Source organism: uncultured Winogradskyella sp., assembly GCF_947496485.1.
Taxonomy (GTDB): Bacteria; Bacteroidota; Bacteroidia; order Flavobacteriales; family Flavobacteriaceae; genus Winogradskyella.
In genome coordinates, this window is sequence record NZ_CANMCZ010000002.1 from 472,457 (window position 1) to 493,496 (window position 21,040).

The following is a 21,040-nucleotide window of genomic DNA, read 5'->3' on the forward strand; positions in this document are numbered from 1 at the left end:
AAATGAGTAGTACAGTTAAAAACATTAAAAAGTTTGGCACCTTTGGAGGCGTCTTTACACCAACTTTGCTTACTATACTTGGTGTTATTATGTACCTGAGATTGGGTTGGGTAGTTGGTAATGCTGGTCTTTTAGGTGCTTGGCTGATTATTCTTATTTCGTTTATAATTACACTTTGTACTGCTTTGTCAATGTCTGCAATAACCACTAATATTCGCATAGGTGCTGGTGGAGCTTATGCAATTGTTTCTCAAGCTTTGGGTCTTGAAGTTGGTGGTAGTTTAGGAATCCCTAGATATATTTCGCAAGGCTTAGCAGTGACCATGTATATTTTTGGTTTTAGAGAAGGTTGGTTGGGTATTTTTCCAGAACACAATGCCTTCCTTGTTGATATTATTGTTTTTGCATCATTGTTTACAATCGCTTACATAAGCGCCAATCTGGCTATTAAGACTCAGTTTTTGATAATGGGAGTTATAGTACTCTCGTTAGTATCTATTGTTGTCGCTGCCTATAATGGTTCGATGGTACAACCACTAAGTGATTCTCTTAGTTGGGGAACTTTTAAAGGCTCTTCTGAAAATGATTTTGGAGGGAGTAGTTTTTGGATTGTTTTTGCCGTCTTTTTCCCAGCAGCAACTGGCATCATGGCTGGAGCAAATATGTCTGGTGAGCTTAAAGATCCTAAACGCAGTATTCCTAGAGGTACACTCTGGGCAATTGGAGTGAGTTTTGTTATTTATATGCTCCTTGCCTTTTGGATATCACGCAGCGCATCTGAAGAAGAATTGCTTACCAATTATTACGTCATGGTAGATAAAGCCTATTTCGGGCCACTAATTATTGCTGGTGTATTAGGTGCTACATTTTCTTCAGCATTAGCATCTATAATAGGTTCATCACGTATTTTATATGCTATGGGAGAACATAAAGTTCTTCCCTACTCTAATGTATTGGCAGGAACAAGTAACAATGGTCAGCCTAGGAATGCGATGCTGGTTACAGGTGTTTTAATCTTTTTTACTCTATTGCTGCGTAACCTTAATGCGGTCGCACCTTTAGTTACATTATTTTTCCTTATCACTTATGCCATGATAAATATTGTAGTGATTATTGAGCAGCGACTGGGCCTCATTAGCTATCGTCCTATTTTTAAGATTCATAAATGGGTGCCATGGTTTGGATTAATCTCGTCCATTTTCGCCATGTTTATTATCAACCCTTCTGTGAGTTTAATATCTATCGCTATTGTACTTATGGTCTATTGGTATTTATCTCGTCAAAATTTGGAAACTCCTTTTGAAGATGTACGTTCTGGCCTTTTTGTTTCATTTGCTGAATGGGCTGCCAAACATACTTGGGGAATGAAAAAAATGCAACAACGTGCTTGGAAAGCCAATTTAATGGTTCCTGTGCGCGATGTTAATGGGCTTAAGGGAAGTTTTGAGTTTTTAAGAAATATAGCTAAGCCAAAAGGATCTATAAAGCTTTTAGGAATTGAACCTTATTCTGAGGATGGTAACTTGGCTGACCAATTAGAAAACATTTCGTCATCTTTTAGAACTAAAGGTGTGTTTTCGTCTTCAACCGTCATTCATACTGAGCAATTCGCAAATGGTATAAATTATGGAAGTCAGGCATTGCAAGGTGCTTTTTTTAGGCCAAACATTATGTTTTTGAATTTACAAGATCATGATGATTACGATAATGAGCTAAAACCAGTAATGAAGGAGTCTATGCGATTAGAAATAGGTATTCTACTCTTTAATCTTCATACGACTGCATTATTAGGTCAACGAAATACAATCAACGTTTGGGTAAGTGATAGAAAAGGTGATTGGGAATTCGGTGGATTGGATATTGGTAATTTAGATCTCTCGATTTTGGTAGCTTACAAGCTAAAAATGAATTGGAAAGCTCGGATACGTCTTATAACTGTAGTGTCAGACCCAAAAGAAGAAAATAACGCCAAAACATTTTTAAAGTCTTTAACTCAATTAGCACGTTTACCACAGACATTAACAGAAGTCTATATTGGTAACTTTAATGATATTGTTACTAACGCACCATCTGCAGATTTAAATATCTTTGGGATGCAGGATACTTTACCTTATAATTTTATTAAAGACATGACCAAAAAAACGAGTAGTAGTTGCTTATTTGTTCGTGATTCTGGTCATGAAAGTATTTTAGCCTAATTATTTTATTAAAAAACTAAAACTTGTAATACAAAGAGTTACATCTTTCGTTCTTTAAAATCGGCTTCAATATGTTCCATTGCCCATTTTGTAATTTTTTTGGCAATAGTTCCTCTAAACATACCGACAACTGGCCTCAACCACCAACTTTTTATTTTGCCTTTTAATTCAGCTTTTATAATCGCCTTAACTCTATTCTTTATAGGTTTTTCAAGCTTTTTAAATGCGTCAGTATTAAATTTTGGGAAGTCGTCAACTTCATACTTAGATGGATTTGTATCACCATTAATTTTGCTAATATCTGGAATGATTGGCATATAGATTTTCTCACTTCCATCATCTTGCTCAATCTTCCTTTGGAAAGTCTTTAATGCCTCATCACTAGTTCCATGGAAAAGATTATTAGGATCTTCTTTATCATACTCTAGAAAAAGAAAACCTCTTAGAAAATTTCTGGCATTATCTCTACCAAGAAAAAAGTCGTGTTGTCTAAATTTTATATCAAGAAATCCACCAAAACCTCCTACTCCACCTGTTGCTAATGGTGGATGATCTCTCAGCGCTTGGGCGCCTGGTTTTAACTTCCTTGGGAACGAAATTAGCTTAAACAAACCTACACCATAAGTGTCATTTTGCTTGTTTCTTGCCTGATTTAGAATTGTTGGTACTAGACCTCCAAGAATACCAAAAATACTTGATATGTTATAATTTGGAACAGTAGTTATTTTGTCTTCAAAGAAATTAGGAAATGGGTCTATTAGTATTGTTCCATAACTTGGATTCTTTTTGTTAGGTTTACCATGTTTCTCAATAAGCTGGCGCAAGACTTCATCAAAAGGTTCGTTGTTAATAGTACCACCATCTATTGCCGTAAATTGAAATTTTGATGCCTCTTCCGGATTAATAATCACATCCATTTCTGTATTAAAAGATTTTCTAGCTTTTAGACTATATTTTAAATAATCTGAAGAAAACTCATCATCAAAATAACGCGGTTGCAATCCAAAAGGGAATGCTCCTGTAGCTTTGGTCACTTTAGCTAAAAAATCTCTCGATAACTTTTTATGCGGTTGAAAAGGTAAATACTTTCCCTTGTCATTAGCTTCATTATAATTGAGCTTAAAATGGGCAACCACATCATGACTATTTACATGATGTCCTGGAGTCTCATCCAAAAACTTAGACTGTAATCGACTCATTTTAAGATTATATCCTAAGGGTCTAAGGCTAGTCAATGTAATTAATAATCTAAAATCCTTTGAAACATATTTCGGTAATTTATTGATATTAGCATCAGTTGGTAGTTCATTAAAAACACGTTCAGCTATGGTGTCTATGGGCTTAGAATTTAATAAAGATGGAGCTCCTTTAGCAGTTATGTCTGAGGTTTCTAGCATTTTTTCAAATGTTGTTTTGCCTTTTTTCGTGCCATCATAAAGATTCATATCATCATCTAAAAACACCCAACTGTCGTAAAGAATATTTCCTGTTTTTACATTAGATACTTTTTTTACAGGTTTCCAATTTCCTGAATACATTGCTAAAGTTGCAATCATACCTACCATACCTCCAGCTGAAGCTCCACCAATGGCATCAATAATAAGGTCGTGTTTTGGTATATTACTTTCCGGATTATTAGCTTGCTCTTTTTTAGCATTTTCCCATTCTGAAAGTGCTTCTAATATATAATCCATAAAACCAGCAGTATATGCACCTGCAGAAACTGCTCCTGCCATAGATAACCCAAGATGAAATGTTTGTTTACTCATAATACTTATCGTTTAAAGCTAGCATTTCTGATAACCTCATAATTTAACAAGATAATTTTAGTAAGCCAATAACAAGAAATTAGTAAGGGAATACCTAAAGGTATGACTTTTTGATGAATACTATTGTTTTAAATAAGGTTAATGCCCTCACCTTTTATTAGTATAAGTTTGAGAAATAGTAATTTTATTAGTTGTATATACAACTTTATTTATTACCTTTATAGAATGAATACTGATTTTCCCTTATTAGAAAGTTGCAATCCTTTAATATGTTATTCAGGGAGAATTATGCATGTTGAAAGAATTATCTCAAATATTTTTAGAAATCATATATCTCCTTTTGGTTTAACAAATAGTCAATTAAGTATTTTATTTTTTACATCTAAGAAAGGCATTGTAACTCAAAACTTATTATCTGAGATGTTGTTTTTAGAAAAGTCTTCTGTTAGCCGAAATATGAAACGTCTATTAGATACTCAATTACTTCAAAAGAAAAACAAAAGGCAGATAGAAATTACACTTAAGGGTAAAAGACTGCTAGAAGAAGTTATACCAGAATGGAACAAGGCCATGGAAAAGATCAATTCAATTATAGAACCCGAAGGCCAGAAAGCATTCGATTTTATATACAACAAGTTCACTAAATAGTATATTATGATAGAAGCAGGATACATTTTGTTAACATTATTCATGTCAATTATAGTTTTGTATATTTTCAAATATGCCTTAAAGAAAATTGGTAAGGATTCTAAAACAACAAGTAAAAATGTTACCTATTTGGCATTAGGTCTTATAATTTGGCTAGTATATGTATACTTGATATCTATGTCTGGACTGCTTGAAAACTTTAGCCTTCCTCCAAGATTTCCAATTTTTGTGATTTTCCCGCTCTTTATCTTTACTGGTATTGTGTTATATAAGAATAGAAATAGTATGATTTTCACTGTTATTCCTGAATCATGGGCTATATATCTTCAAACTTTTAGAATTTTTGTAGAACTGCTTTTTGTAGCGACAGTCGGTATAGGATTCTTACATCCCGAAGTTACTATTGAAGGTTATAATTATGATATGGTTTTTGCTTTTACCGCACCAATAATTGGTTATTTAGTTTTTAATTCAAAGAAATTAAATAGAAAGGTCGCCTTATTATGGAACTATATAGGCTTAGCAGTTCTGGCATCAATAATTGCTTTATTTGTCACTACAATATTCATCCCTTCTCTTTGGGGAAGTCAAACGTCTTTAGCGCCCATAGCGATAGTTAAATTTCCCTACTTGTTAGTTGCAGGATTCTTAATGCCTTTAGCAGTATTTGTACATGTGTTTTCAATTATTCAACTATCAAGAACGAATAACACAAAAAACAAAAGTCCTGAATTTTAATTCAAGACTTTAATATAATTTTTTATTAAAAATATTATTTAGAAGCTACAGTATTAGCATTCAAAACTATATCGTGTTGCGCCACCAATATTCCATCTTCTTCTTTTGGAGTCAAAATTCTAGAAGTATCACTTTTCTTAGCAATTCTTTTACGACAACGCTTTGTTAATAATGGATCTTCATCAAAAAGAAATGTTTCTAATTGATATACTGGTTGAGATGGTTCTTTCACTAACGGAAATATTTGTTGAAGTTGATTATACCTTCTGTCATTTCCTGGAACAAAAGTGTAAATCGTATATTTTCCGTCTGCATCAGTCTTTACCCAACTTCTGTGTAAAACGTAACGCTCATCACCTGTATTTCTTAACTCAAAATCACCATTTTCATTTGGTTGCTCTATAAATAAGATAACATTACTCGCTGGTGTTGTACCATCGGCTTGATAAATAGTACCAGTTAATTTTAACTTATTTGTTTTAGATCTAAAATCAGGAATGGTATCTGTGTTAGTTAAAAGTTCTTCTGAACGATCGTAAATCGGACTATCAAAATCTGAATTTGAAGGTAACTCTTGTGCTACAACAGTATTAATTGCGCTGTAGAAACATATAATGCAAAATAAAGTAATAAGATTTTTCATGAGGTTAAGCGTTTGATGGTTACAAATTTCAACCATTTATATTGTAATCTCTTAAAAATCATGCCAATGCTTAATATTTACGATAAAATGAAAATTGACTCAAATAATAACGATGAAATACATAAATGTAATAATCATATTATAAGCATAAGGACTGTAATTAGACTATATATTTAGAATATTTGCTTTTACTTGAAATCGAAGAGAATTTAACAGCGTCAGAACTCATTATATTTTTATTATAATCGATTCTAAAAGTTTCAAAAAAAGAATTACATGTGGTTTTTCTTAGTACTGTTTTAGACCAAATTTCATGAAATTTTATTCTCAAAGTTGACAAAACTATTGGAATTTACACAAAAGTATTTCATCGATTAAAAATGTATTTTATCCAGTAAATACGCAGTTTATCCGTTATATTTGCATTTTATACTAAAAATAGTTTTACAAAAAATGCCCAAATAAAGTTGCTTTTTTTAAATAATTGTATAGATTTGCTCCATTATGATTAATTAAAAATCCTAAAAATGAAAACCAAATTTACCGTATTTAGTGCCATTTTTTTCCTAATGATAAGTATGAGTTATGCTCAAAAAAAAGAGGCGTCTCAAAGTATCATTAGTGGTAAAGTAAACATATCTAAATACCATAGTCGAGAAGAATTAGAAAAGATGCCTAAAGGTGACTTACTCACATTATACATTGAACGCATCGAAGTTATTGTAAATATACTACCAAATATTGCTTTCGCTACCAAACCTGGAATCACTATGGAATCTTTAGGAATTCCTGAAACAAAAGATAATAAGAAAGCATTAGAAGAAAATATTGAAGCTTCAGACACTTATTTTGAGAGTACTATTGAGTTTCAAAAAAAGATATTACCTTATTCTGATACTACAGATTTAATAGCGGCTATTCTATTTTATGAGTCCACTCTTAAAGCATTGCATACCTATGACGATTTTAAAAAGGATTAGTGAATCTTGTTGCTTATGTATTGTTAAAAAACCTTGATGTATTGTGCATCAAGGTTTTTTTTTGAATTGTTATTTTGCATACTTATGTTAATAGTAAAGATTTTTAAAAATATAATTTATCCGACAAACGGTATTTCTGTGTAAGAAAAATTAAATAAACAATATTTAATCATGCATTTCATCGATATTTTTTGTATTTAATAGGTATTGTTCATATGTTTGGTCTTATAGATTAAGAGCCCATTATCTAAACGAACGAAAATAAGCTACTATGAAAAAAATTACTTTAACTACACTTTTACTTTTTTTAGTATTTGGTAACCTGATTGCACAACAAGAAAAAGGAATTACTGGCTACAATAATTGGCTAGATTCTTGGACAGATTTTAAACCCAATAAAGCTGATTACAGCGAACCCACTCAAATACTAAGTGGAAATATTTCATCTAATACAACATTGTCCAAAAGAAACACCTATCTTTTATTGGGTGATGTCTTTGTAACGGACAGTACAACACTAACTATTGAACCAGGAACTGTTATCATTGGTGATTATAAAACCAAAGGTTCTTTAACTATCAGCAGAGGTTCTAAGATAATAGCAGAAGGAACAGAAACTGATCCAATCATTTTTACATCTAGTAGACCCGACAAAAAACAGGGTGATTGGGGAGGAATTTTCATACTTGGTAGTGCTCCAATCAATTCATTCGGAAAGGTTTCATCATTAAACTATGGGTTAAACCCTTCATCTACTGAAACTATAAGTTATGGTGGTGACGATGTATATAGTAACTCTGGTATCTTAAAGTATGTTAGAGTAGAGTTTGCTGGTAAGAAAACAAAAGAATTCGGAAATTTTAGTGGAATTACTTTAGCTGGTGTCGGTCTTAAAACTACTATATTAAATGTAATGGTAAGTTATAGTGAAGGAAATTCCTTTAATATTCTTGGAGGAGAAGTTGTTATTGAAAAAGCTGTTTCATACAGATCTCAAGAGAACGATTATAAGTTTAATTATGGTGCACAATGTAATATAGTAAATTCTTTGGCGGTAAGATCACCATATATTTCTAGTGCGGAAGGATCTAGATGTATGTTCATTAGCTCTTATGACCTAAAAGAAGACGCAGATACTTCAAAAAAAGAAACATTTGTTAATGCAGAAAACCTAACACTTATTAATGTCAGTAATGATCTAAAAGGAGACATTAGCGTTGGCTTGGTACAAGAAGCTATTTATGTTGGTCCAGATGTGTCTGTTACAATTCACAAAAGTGTTATCTCTGGTTTTAAGCCTGCTGTAATTTTCGATAGCAGAATTCCTATAAACAATGAAAATTTAGAAAAGATAAAATTTACGCGTTCGTACTTTAACAATTGTGAAGGGAATATTTTTAGAAAAGGTTATACTAATAACGACGATTTAGAAAGTTGGTATGGTAGTAGAGCTTTTGACAATGTATATTCTAAAGGACCAGATTCCGAAACTTTTATTGAATCTGAAAATAGTAGACAACCAGATTTTAGATTACGTATCAATAGAATCATTGCTTCTAATGACAATTTTGATGATGACGACAACTAAGATTAAATCCCAAATCTTTTATAAAAACACAAAACACAAACAAAATTCATAGCTAAATCAAGAATTTAACTTGCAAGCTGTGAATCTTATTAAACCCCAAAAGCTTATAGAATAAATAATACAAACCCTACTAAATGCTTAAACCTACTATCGTAAATAAATTGTTTTTTGGAATTTATTTGTTAACTTTTGCTATACTATATAAAGCAAATGCGCAAATAGTTATTGGCACACCTAATCTTGGTTTTAGCCAAGCTTGCGCTAATGACTCTTTTAATACGTATAGTACAACGTTTATATTTTCGCCAGAGTCTAGTGTAAACGCTTCAAACCAATTTAGTATAGAGCTATCTGATGCTGATGGTGATTTTTCTAATCCAACGGTGATCTATACAACTTCTGCTGGTTCTGTAACAACTTCACCAGCGACACTAGATTTCTCTATACCAGAGGATACAGCCGGAGAAAATTATCGTATAAGGATCAAAAGTAGTGCACCTGTTGCCACAAGTTCTAATTCAGTACCATTTGCTGCTTATTTTAAAAGTCAGGATTCGCCGTTTACAATAAACCGTTTAGTATCTACTGGTGCATATTGTACTGGTGGAAGTTATTTGTTAACAATAGATAATCCAGGGTCAGGATCTAACGACTCACCTCTACTCTACCCAAACCTTACCTTTAAATGGTATAAAGAAACAAGCCCGACAACATCAGTTTTTGTTGCAGATGGCCCATCATTAGCTGTTAGTAGTGAAGGGACTTATTTTGTAGAAACAAATTATGGTAGTTGTACATCAGATTCGTTTTCTAATCGTGTAACTATTAGTGAGGCGGTTGCTGGTGAAGCCAATGCAACCATAGCATCTAGCTTGGGGAATCCATTTTGTCCAGAACAAGGTGCAACGACTTTAAATACCATTGGTGGAAACTCTTATCAATGGTATAAAGATGGAGTCATTATTCCAGACGCTACAGACCAAATGTATCAAGCAATCGAATCAGGAACCTATTCAGTACAAGTAGATTTAGGAGATTGCTCTGCTTCTGGTTCAATAGATTTAGAAAGTGAAATATTTGATAGTTCAATAAATGTATCTGAAGTTAACCAGATATTCCCAGATGAATCATTAATGATATCTGTGACTACCACAGCCAATAGTCCAGAATTTATTTGGTATATAGACAATGTATTAATTGACACTGCAACTGATGGCTTTTTTGAAGCTACAGAGTTCGGAAACTATAAGGTAATAATAAATGAAACTGTCGGATGTCAAGCTTCAATGGAATACAATTTTATTATAGAAGAAGCTCAAGATCCTTTTCCTGATGTAGAAAATATTCCTAATGTTATTAGTCCTAATGGGGATGGAATTAATGATACTTGGGTAATTCCTTTAGAATATACAACTGGCACAAATACAGAGGTAAGGATCCTAGATGAGCGCGGAAAGCTAGTATTCCAAACTATTGCTTATGAAAATAATTGGCCAGAAAATCAATTAGGATTAACTAACATCAATGTGATATACTATTATATAATTATTACAGCGGATTCAAAAACTAAAAAAGGTTCAATAACCATAGTAAAGTAAAATGAAAGCACATCTTTTAGTCATATTAGTAGTACTCTGTTTTTTACAGATGAGCTTTTCGCAAGAAGATGACGGTGTGGTTTCTTTAGATTTACCTATAAGAAATTCTTTGGTTTTTAATCGCTATGCTATTAACCCAACATTTAGTTTCGTTAGAGAACAACATAAATACGCTAGTATAAGTAATAAACGTGAATGGGTTCAATTTGATAATGCACCAGAAACTTATTTAGCAAGTTATTCTGGGCGTTTTTCAGAAAATATTGGAGCTGGTTTGGCTCTATTTCAACAGAATTATGGTGTGTTAACCACTTTTGGCGGATTACTAAACTTTGCCTATAATGCTCAACTAAGCACAGATAACAACCTAACCTTTGGACTTAATATTGGAGCATACAAAAGTGGTGTTAATACCGCTAATGTTGTTACTAATTTTGATGACCCATCATTGCAAAATGTACCATCAAACTTCTTACTGACTGTAAATCCTGGAATTAACTTTGGTACAGAGTTTTTAGATTTTGGTATTTCTGTAAACAATGTGGTTTTATACAATTTTGAATCCTCAACACTTATAGAAGATGATCCAAAACAAGGCATACAAGCTCATGTGATGCACACAGGTTATTTTAATGGTCGAGGATTCTTTACCGATACAAAAGTCTCTGCCTTATTAAAATCAGAATTCAGAAAAGATGAAACTATTATTTCTGGATTAGCAATGATAAATGTACCTAAAGGATTATGGTTTCAAATTGGCTATAATAATGTATATGGTGTTTCGGGAGGTATAGGTCTTAATATTACATCTCAAATTGCTTTAGAATATAATGTTGAAAGAGCCATAGGAGATATGGTAGATTTTGGACCTTCACACGATTTTACTTTAGCTTACAGATTTAAATCTGAGAAGAAGTATAAATATAGTGGAGATGATGAAGTGAGTGGCCTTTTCTCCAAAAAACAAAAGGTAATAGTTAAAGCATCAGAATCTGAGCTTGCAGGCATAAGGTCTAGAGCTGCAGAAAGAAAAGCACAAGAAAAATTAGATTTAGAAGCCAAAAAGATAACGGAAGCAGAAGCTAAGGCAAAATTAGTTGCAGAAGCAAAGGCCAAAAAAGAAGCTGAAGCAAAAGCTAAGGAAGATTCTAAAGTGCAAGCCAAATTATTAAAAGAACAAAGAGAGAAAGAAGAAGCAGAAGCAAAAGCAAAATTAGATGAAGAGGAAAAGGCTAGACAAAGAGAGGTGCTAAGAGCAAAAATAGCAGCGAATCAAAAAGCAAAGCGAGAAGCCGAGGCAAAATTAAAAGCTGAGCAAGAAGCTAAACTTGCCGTAGAGCAGAAAGCAGCAGCTGATGCACAAGCTAAACTATTGGCAGAGCAAGAGGCAAAATTAGAAGCTGAAAAGCAAGTTCGATTATTAGCAGAACAAAAAATTAAGGAAGAGGCTGAAGCCCAAGCCAAACTAAAAGCTGAACAAGAGGCGAAAGCAGAAGCTGAAAAGCAGTCTAGATTATTAGCAGAACAAAAAGCTAAGGAAGAGGCTGAATTACAGGCCAAACTGCAAGCAGAGCAAGAGGCAAAATTAGAAGCTGAAAAGCAAGCTAGACTATTGGCAGATCAAAAAGCTAAGGAAGAAGCCGAAGCACAAGCTAAATTATTGGCTGAGCAAAAAGTAGCGGAAGACTTAATTGCTAATCCTAAAGATGAGCTTGGTAAATCCATGAAGACCTTAGAGGATCAAACTGATGATGCAAAGACTACTCAGGTAAAATTATTAAAACAGTTTGATGAAATAGTAGCTACGAAAGACCAAGATCTTAAAGATTTAAAAGAAGAAAATGATTTAAGTGATCAGGGTATCGTAGTGCAACCAAAACCCTTTAAAAGTGTAACAGCTGAAAATAATGCCCTAAGAGCTATTAAATCTAATTTAGATGATGTTATTAAAACACGTTCAGATAAGATTGAAGAATTACAAACACTTTATGAGCAACGCACAAGGATAAGGAACACTGAATTAGATGAGGTTAATATTTATTACAAAAAGAAGATAAAGCGTTTAACTGAGGAACAGGCAAAAGCTGTACAAACCAGAGCACAATTAGATTCGAGATTAGAAACTATTAGAGTTGCTACAGAGTTTGAAAAAAGACGACGTATCAAACGTGCAGCGTTCGATAATGAAGAAGATAGATACTCTCAAGATAGAACAGCGTTAACAAACATTAAGAATACAACTACGATCAGTAAAGTACCTCTAAAAACTGAAGATTTCGATTTTGGAGAAGAGCAAGGTAATAATATCAATATTCTTAAAAACATTAAAAATGTTGAAAGTGGTTACTATGTTGTAATTGCTGTACACAGTAATGTTGAAAAGCGCAATGATTTTGTAACTAAAGTTGTTGCATCAGGAAGAACTAATGTAGATTTCTTCTATGATGTTAATACAAGTAAATATTATATATACTATGATAAATTTGATAGCATTCAGAATGCAAACAAAGCCTTAGAGTCTAAAGGTGATAGACCTTATAATCAAAAAATGTCAATAGTGAAAATTGAAAATTAAATAGAAGTTAAGCCCCTTCGCATCTTTATATGCCCCAATTAAAAATGCGAAAACCAAAAACTAATACCATGAAAAAACCTACTTTTTCTAGAATTGCAATTGTTGTTATATTACTTATTTTGGGACAACAAATGTTTGCACAAAACCTTGTCCCTTTTTCGCCAAGATACGATCAGGCCATTAAGGGAGATATCCTTTTAATTGGAAACAGTAATGTAGGGCTACATGTTTCTGATCCATATAATGGAAACGATACCAATGACCAAGTTGATGCAGCTGTATATGTAGATATTGATGGTGATGCTAGTACTTTTAATTCAAGTACGGCAGATTTAGATGTTCCAAGTGACCAAAGTTGTTATCAAATTGTATATGCTGGCTTATATTGGAGTGCTGTTGTTAATGGTGACGAACCCATATCGGAGGTGAAATTTAAAGTTCCTGGTAGTCCATATATGGATATTACTGGTACTGAAATTTACTATCAAAACGCAGCAAACAATAGCCAGTCAAATACATATGCTTATTATCACGATGTAACAGATATTCTAACAGCATTACCAAATCCAGAAGGTACATATGGTGTTGCAAACATTTCAACATTAGTTGGTCCAAAACCAAATTCAGAAGGACTTTCAGCTGGTTGGTCGCTTTTTGTAGTTTATGAAGATCCGCTTTTACCAAGCAAATACATCACTTCATTTGATGGATTTACAAAAATCACAAGTACTATAAACGAAACATTTCCTGTTTCAGGATTTAATACTATACCAACTGGACCTGTACGTGCTAAATTCGCTTTCAATACTATTGAAGGTGATAGAGGTTATACTGGGGATTATCTAGAACTTAATGGTACTGCAATTAGTGCTACTAACAATGCAGGAACTGTTATTCGTCCAACAAACAACTTTTTTAATAGTTCGGTTTCTGATATAGACCCTGTAACCAATACATCTGAGTTATTTAACAACAAAAATCCTAATAGTTCTAACACATTAGGTTTTGATTCAGGAATTATAAATATTCCAAATCCAGGAAATACTCTTATACCTAATAATGCAACTTCGGCTGATATAAGCTTAGGAAGTAATCTAGATATCTATTACTATTACTTTAGTGCTTTTGCCATTGAGATTATTGCTCCAAATATTGTGTTAACAAAAATTGTTGAAGACGATTTAGGAAATGATATTGGTGGACAACTTGTAGGTTTGGGTTCTTCTCTAAACTATGTTATTGGTTTTCAGAACACTGGAAATGACGACGCAACAAACTTTACAATTAGAGATATTCTTCCTATTAACATTATTTACAATCATCCGACAGACTTAGTTTTACCAACTGGTGTTACAGTCGTAAGTTATAATCCTACAACAAGAGAGCTGGTTTTAAGTGTTGATGATTCTCTTGTTGAAGAAAATGATCCTGTTTATGAAATTCGAATAGAAGTTCAAGTTGTTGATGATTGTGGTCAGTTAGCAGATGCATGTTCTAATATTATTAACAATCAAGCTTATGCTACTTATCAAGGTACCATAAATCCTGATTTCACTATTACAGACGACCCTAGTTACAGCAGTAATACAGGCTGTTTAATTTCGCCACAGGCAACTAATTTCTTAGCTGATCTTGATTGTACTTTTGAACAGGATGAAATTCTTTGTGGTGATAGTATAGAATTAACTGCTGCAAATGGTTATGATTCTTATGCCTGGTCAACTAGTCCAACAGGAACACCAGTTATTGGAACTACACAAACCATAACGGCTACAGCAACTGGCACTTATTATTCATATAATACGGCAATTGCACCATGTCAATCAATTGTTCAGCAATTTAATGTTGAGCTTTTTGGTAGTAACACTACAAATCCTGTAATTCCTTATGCGGATGAGGTGGTTACTTGTCCTAATGATGGAAAACCATTGCCAAACATATTTTTATGTGGTGCAAATGATTCACGACTCATTGAAACCAATATATCAAGCTCTACTTCTATTATATGGGAAAAGCTTGATGAATCGAGTTGTGCTGCAGTTGCCGATGAAGACTGTGCAAATGAAGATGCGGCCTGTACTTGGAATGAAGTTGGTAATGGGCCTAACTTTTTAGCTGATACATCTGGTCAATATCGAATAACGATTAATTATCCAGGAGGTTGTTTTGTTCAATTCTATTTCAACGTCTATGAGAATTTGTTAGACGCGACAGTAGTATCTACTGATATAATTTGTACAACAGATGGTAGTATTACCGTAAATGGAGTTCCTAGTGGTTATGAATACAGTATAGATAATACAAATTTTCAAACTAGCAATGTGTTTTCAGTCAGTACCGCTGGTACATACACTGTATACATAAGACAGACAGGTGTGCCTACTAACCCTTGTGTATTCACAGTTCCAGACGTTCAAATTACGGATAGAGATTTTACAGGCGCAAATACAGTAACTCAACCTCTATGTTACGGAGATAAAGGAAGTATTCACTTAGCCGCAAATGATGCTGATCCGCAATATACCTTTACATTATATAATGGAGCAACATTAGTTAATAGTGTCGGGCCAATTATTGAGAACAATTATACATTCGATAATTTAAATCCAGGAACATACACAGCAACTTTAGAAACTGAAAATGGCTGTATATTCACTGAGGATATTACAATTATCGAACCTCCGTTACTAACAGTTACTGCTGCAATCACTGCACCATTAACTTGTAATGATGGTGAGATTACGGTTTACCCAGTTGGAGGAACACCACCGTACTTCTATTTTGTAAATAGTGCAACAGTTTTTCAATCTGTACCAGAAATTGCAGTTACAACTGCTGGTGTTTATAATATAACAGTTGTTGATTCTAATAACTGTAGTGCTAATACGAGTATAACTGTAGATGCAATTCCTGCTCCAGACTTTACTGTTTCTACTACTAATATTTTATGTGGCGATTCTAGTGATAGTGGAGCTCTAACCATAAATGTTACAAATGCTAATGGTAATAGTTTAGCTTACAGTATTGATGGAGGCACAACATTTGTAAGTTCAAATGTTTTTACAGGACTTGGCGTAGGTAATTACGATATCATAGTTCAATATACTTCAGGAACATCAGTATGTATTACAAATCCTCAAACCGCGACAATTAATTCGAACATAGCTATTTCAGGCACAGCAGAATTAACGACACCATTAAGTTGTATTGGAGATGGCGTAATTACGGTTACAGCTGTTACAGGTGGTGATGCACCATATACATATAGTATTGATGGAGTTACATTTCAAACTAGTAATGTATTTACAGGTTTAACTCAAGGCACATATACTATAACCGTTAAAGATGATAATGATTGTACTTCAGTAACAAATGATATTACTATTGATGCTTTAAACCCACCAACAGATTTAGAGTTCGATAACCCATCAATAACATGTCCAACAAATGCCACAACTGTTTCCATTACTGGAACAACTGGTGGAACAGGAATACTAGAATATCAAATTATTGCACCTGCTTCAGCAGCGACAGTTTATCAAACATCTGCAGCATTTTCTGGTTTAGAACCTGGAACTTATACTTTCCAAGTTAGAGATGAAAATGATTGTACTTATAGTGAATCTCATACAATTGATCCTATTCCAACACCAACATTAAATGTGGTACTAACTGAAGATTTAGATTGTACAGCTACACCAGATGCAGTGCTCACAGGAACCATATCAGGACCTGCACCATATACTTATGCTGTATCAATAAATGGAAGCCCATATTCATCTTTAGGAGCAACAGGAACACCATTTATATATTCTACACCTAATGCTGGAGACTATCAGTTTGAAATTACTGATGCCAATGGTTGTACTGCTGAATCAGCGATTATAAATGTAGAACCTCTATCTCTACCAGCATTGACTTTGGTAGCACAAAGTCAGCCTATATTATGTAATGGAGATTCCAATGGAGCCATAGATGTAACAATTGATAGTACAGTTGGTACACCTCCTTTTACGATTAATGTAAACAATGATACTACGAGTACCGATTACGGAACACAAACCTCTGGATTGCCAGCAGGAACTTATACAGTAACACTTACAGATTCTAAATCTTGTACAGCTACTGAAACAGTAACTATTAATGAACCAGACCCAATTGTAATAGATTATAATGCTATAGACATTACATGTGATGCAAGTGGATTATCGCAAGGATCAATAATTATAAATTCTGTTACAGGTGGAACAGCACCTTATGACTATATGGTAACTGGTACAAATGGATATTCAAATTCAGAATCGAATATGACTGGATCAACTTCTGTAAACTTTGATGTAGTTGACTTTGGTCTATACCAAATTAATGTAGTCGATGCCAACGGCTGTTCTGTATTAGTACAAGATGTACTTGTCGCTTCTCCTCCAACGGACTTAGATATAAATATTAATACTTCTGTAGATTGTTCTACCGGTGGAACTGCTGAAGTAAGCGTAGGTTCTACATTAGCAAGTGCTGGTCCATTTTGGTTCAGTATATACCAAGGACCATCTTCAGTTTATCCACTTCCTGCGGGTACATGGATCCCAGAAGATGCTGTTGGTAGTCAATCTGCTACATTTAACAACTTAACACCTGGTGTGGTTTATACCTTTATAGTTTATGATGAATCTACACTCTGTAGTTATTATGAACCTGCAACAGCACCAATCCCAACCTCATCAACATTAACTGCAACAGCAGTTAGTGCGAACAATATAACTTGTACCGGAAGTGCTGATGGTAATGTTTCTTTTACTGTAAATAGCATTTATGGTTCAGCTGTAAATATAGATTATGAAATATTTGATTCTTTATCTTTAAATAGTACAGGTGTTAGTAACTCTGGTACTGTGCCAGCTAATGGATCATTAACAATATCTGACTTGGGACCTTTACCATTTGGTAATTATTATGTCAATATAGTTGAGACCTCTGGACCAAATTCTGGTTGTGGTGTGGTAACAATACCTTTCAATATTACAGAATCTGCTATATTATTAGAACTTTCTACCTCATTAAATCAAAATGCAAATTGTAATGCCAACTCTGGAGTAATAAGTGCTATTGCTCAAAATGGAACAGCACCTTATCAATATCAGATTACCACTACTCCAACTGCACCATTGGCTTCAGATACTTCTTGGGCTTCAGCAAGTGTATTTAATGTTGATACTGGTGATTATTATGTTCATGTTTTAGATGCATATGGTTGTATCATTTCGAGTCCAATCATAGTTGTGCCATTAGATCCTTCGCCTGTAATTTCAGCAGTTGTAAATAATCAATGTACAGTTACCGAAGGTAGTTTTGACATAGATGTAACTCTAGATACAGCCGGCACAGCTCCTTATCGATACAGTATTGACGGTGGTACTTTTCAAGCATTAACAGCACCATTCACGCTCTCTAATTTATATTCAGGAACTCATACTGTAGAAATACGTGACGCTAATGGTTGTGGAAATTTAGTGTCTTTAGATATTGAAGCTCCAATTACAATATCACCTGAAGTTACAGCAATACCATCTTGTAATAACGATGATGGTGAGATAACAATGACAACGACTGGTGGTTCCGGTACTTATACGTACAGTATTTTACCAAATCCAGCATCGATTAGTATAACTGGTGATGTTATTTCTGGGTTACCGGCAGGTTTATATACTATAACTATTACCGATACAGTAACACTCTGTACTGAAGAAGTTACAGTTAATTTGTCTGAAGCAGTAATTCCAATGTTTACTTTAACACCAACTCCAATAACTTGTTTTAGTGATAATAGTGGATCTTTTGATATAGACATTACAAATTACACAGGTACTTATACTTATGAAGTATTTGATGCTTTAGGAACTTCAGTAACTGGTATTGTAAGTGCAAATACGTCTACAAATCCACAAACTGTATCAGGAATGGATGCTGGATTGTTCTCAGTAGTGATTACTGAAACTGCTTTTCCATTCTGTTCTAATACATCTAATGTGGTTATAGAGTCACCTACAGAAGCTTTAACTCTTGTGATTTCTGAAACTTCTGATGTTACCTGTAATAACAATCAGGGAACAATCACTGCAATTGCAGCTGGTGGTTGGGGAGATTTTGAATATGAATTGACTGGTGACGCAACCGTTGCCTATTCGTCAAATAATATATTTACAGATTTATCAGCTGGAACTTATACTGTAAATGTAAGAGATGCTGGAGGTTGTATAGTGTCTGAAATTATCACTTTAGACGAACCTTCACCAATTACAGCAACATTTACACCAAGTACAACGGCTTTAGCGTGTTTTGGAGATCAAGATGCTAGTATAACAATTACAAATGTAACTGGTGGACAAGGTGCAAACTACACCTATACACTTAACACTATTTTACCAACACCAAGTACTTCTGGTCCGCAAACCTCAAATGTATTTGACAACTTAGGTCCAGGAACTTATTCTGTTAGAATTACAGATGGTTTTGATTGTGAATTAACATCTATTGATATTGTTATTGCTGAGCCTACTCCAATTGAAGCAAGTTTAGTACGAGCAACAACACAAAGTTGTTTAGTTGAATCTACTCTAACTTTAAGCGCTACAGGAGGAACAGGAACGTATTCCTACAGTGATAATCCAAGTTTTTCAACTATACTTGGTTCTTTTAGCTCATCTACTACATTCAGTGTTCCACCAGGGACTTACTCATATTATGTTAGAGATGTAAATGGTTGTGTAGCAAATGTATCTAACGAAATTGCTGTAGATCCTTTACCTGACCTTACATTGACGCTTGAGGCTTCTAATTTAACTATTAATTGTAATGGTGATAATAACGGATCAATTTCTGCAACAGCACAAGGAGGGCTAGGTAATTATGTGTACACTTTACAAGATGGTTCAGGAACCGCAATTACAGCAACCCAAAATAGTTCTGGATATTTCACAGAGCTATTTGCCGGAACTTACATTGTCGTTGTAGAAAGTGGTGATTGTATAACAACTTCCGCACCAATTAGTATTACTGAACCAAGTGCACCAATTGAAGCAACCATAGCAGTTAACAACGTTACTTGTGCAGGTAATAATAATGGATCAGTTGAAATTACAGCATCAGGTGGAACAGGAATTATTAAATATGCGATTTCACCTCAATTAAATCAATTCTTTGATACAAATACATTTGAAAACTTAGCACCTGGTGATTATGATATCATTGTTCAAGATGTTTTGGGTTGTTACTTAACCTTCAATTTCACAATTTCTGAACCAACGCCTGTTATTCTTAGTATCGTTGCTGATTCTATTTTCCCAGAGTTGTGTCAAGATGATGCCAATGGCGAATTTAGTATCGATATTTCTGGTGGAAATTTACCATATAGTGTAAGTCTGGATGATTATGAAGGTATTTATACCACAGGTAGCGCAACACAAACAGAATTCGACTTTACTAACTTATCCGGCGGAGACCACATAGTATTTGTTAGAGATGCACTAGGTTGTGAGTCGGAATGGAATATCACTTTTCCAGAATCAGTAATCATAGATCCACAAGTAGTGGTTGAAAATATTTGTGAAAATAATACACAGGGTAATGTTGTAAAGGTTACTGTTGATGACTCTATTACTGATCCAATAGATTTAGATTATTCGTTAGATGGTGGTCCATATCAAGCAAGTAATGTGTTTATGAATGTCCCAGTAGGAACAAATCATTATATCGATGTAAGACATACCAATGGCTGTATTCAAACTACAGAATTCTTTGAAATTGAAGATTATGAACCTGTTGCCTTAACCTTTACAGAAGGTCAACTCAATGAATTTATTGCAAATGCTTCAGGTGGAACTGGTGATTATCAGTTTACCATGAATGGTGAGGACTACGGTAGTGTTAATAACTACATCATAACTGAGTCAGGATTATATACTGTTACCGTTACAGATAGTAGTGGTTGTTTTGCAACTGCCCAAATTGAATTAGAGTTTATTGATCTCTGTATCCCTAATTGGTTTACGCCAAATGGTGATGGCGAATACGATACTTGGGCACCTGGTTGTTCAGAAAACTATCCGAATCTTACTTTCGACATTTTTGATAGATATGGACGTAAGGTCGCTGAGTATAATGTAGGTCAGGTTTGGGATGGAAGATATAACGGAACAGAATTACCAACTGGTGATTATTGGTATGTCGTTAAAACTAATGACGTCAATGTAGATAAAGAATTTGTTGGACACTTTACCCTTTACAGATAAAACTAAAAGATACTA

The 21,040-nt window shown here is 34.0% G+C and carries 10 protein-coding genes; 8 read left to right on the plus strand and 2 right to left on the minus strand.

Annotated features, from left to right (window positions below; genetic code table 11):
* Nucleotides 1-2 precede the first annotated feature (2 nt).
* Complete coding sequence (locus Q0822_RS09945) at nucleotides 3-2,198, plus strand: amino acid permease (RefSeq protein WP_299123046.1); 2,196 nt, start codon at nucleotides 3-5, stop codon at nucleotides 2,196-2,198.
* Nucleotides 2,199-2,236: 38 nt separating this feature from the next.
* Here the strand turns inward: Q0822_RS09945 and Q0822_RS09950 are convergent, their stop codons facing one another.
* The gene (locus Q0822_RS09950) at nucleotides 2,237-3,967 is read right to left on the minus strand and encodes a patatin-like phospholipase family protein (protein ID WP_299123048.1); all 1,731 of its coding nucleotides are present in this window, start codon (nucleotides 3,965-3,967) and stop codon (nucleotides 2,237-2,239) included.
* A 225-nt stretch (nucleotides 3,968-4,192) separates the two neighbouring features.
* Here Q0822_RS09950 and Q0822_RS09955 point away from each other — a divergent pair, with 225 nt between their 5' ends.
* Nucleotides 4,193-4,615: a MarR family winged helix-turn-helix transcriptional regulator gene (locus Q0822_RS09955; protein ID WP_299123050.1), complete on the plus strand. Its 423-nt coding sequence runs from the start codon at nucleotides 4,193-4,195 to the stop codon at nucleotides 4,613-4,615.
* Nucleotides 4,616-4,621: 6 nt separating this feature from the next.
* Nucleotides 4,622-5,353 (plus strand): hypothetical protein, encoded by a 732-nt coding sequence (locus tag Q0822_RS09960; protein ID WP_299123052.1) that lies wholly within the window; start codon nucleotides 4,622-4,624, stop codon nucleotides 5,351-5,353.
* 34 nt (nucleotides 5,354-5,387) lie between these two features.
* Here Q0822_RS09960 and Q0822_RS09965 read toward each other — a convergent pair whose 3' ends face one another.
* Entirely contained in the window at nucleotides 5,388-5,996 is a 609-nt protein-coding gene (locus tag Q0822_RS09965; protein WP_299123055.1) for a hypothetical protein, read from the minus strand.
* A gap of 527 nt (nucleotides 5,997-6,523) precedes the next feature.
* On the opposite strand from Q0822_RS09965, the gene Q0822_RS09970 reads away from it, so the two are divergent.
* The 5 genes from Q0822_RS09970 (at nucleotide 6,524) to Q0822_RS09990 (ending at nucleotide 21,025) form a co-directional block, all read left to right on the plus strand.
* Nucleotides 6,524-6,976 (plus strand): hypothetical protein, encoded by a 453-nt coding sequence (locus tag Q0822_RS09970; RefSeq protein WP_299123057.1) that lies wholly within the window; start codon nucleotides 6,524-6,526, stop codon nucleotides 6,974-6,976.
* A 271-nt stretch (nucleotides 6,977-7,247) separates the two neighbouring features.
* A complete protein-coding gene (locus Q0822_RS09975; RefSeq protein ID WP_299123060.1) occupies nucleotides 7,248-8,564 on the plus strand; it encodes a hypothetical protein in 1,317 nt (438 codons plus the stop codon).
* A 134-nt stretch (nucleotides 8,565-8,698) separates the two neighbouring features.
* Nucleotides 8,699-10,162: a gliding motility-associated C-terminal domain-containing protein gene (locus Q0822_RS09980; protein WP_299123064.1), complete on the plus strand. Its 1,464-nt coding sequence runs from the start codon at nucleotides 8,699-8,701 to the stop codon at nucleotides 10,160-10,162.
* Nucleotide 10,163: 1 nt separating this feature from the next.
* Complete coding sequence (locus Q0822_RS09985; protein WP_299123067.1) at nucleotides 10,164-12,737, plus strand: PorP/SprF family type IX secretion system membrane protein; 2,574 nt, start codon at nucleotides 10,164-10,166, stop codon at nucleotides 12,735-12,737.
* Nucleotides 12,738-12,805: 68 nt separating this feature from the next.
* On the plus strand, nucleotides 12,806-21,025 hold the full coding sequence (locus tag Q0822_RS09990; protein WP_299123071.1) for a T9SS type B sorting domain-containing protein: 8,220 nt from the start codon (nucleotides 12,806-12,808) through the stop codon (nucleotides 21,023-21,025).
* Nucleotides 21,026-21,040: the final 15 nt, after the last annotated feature.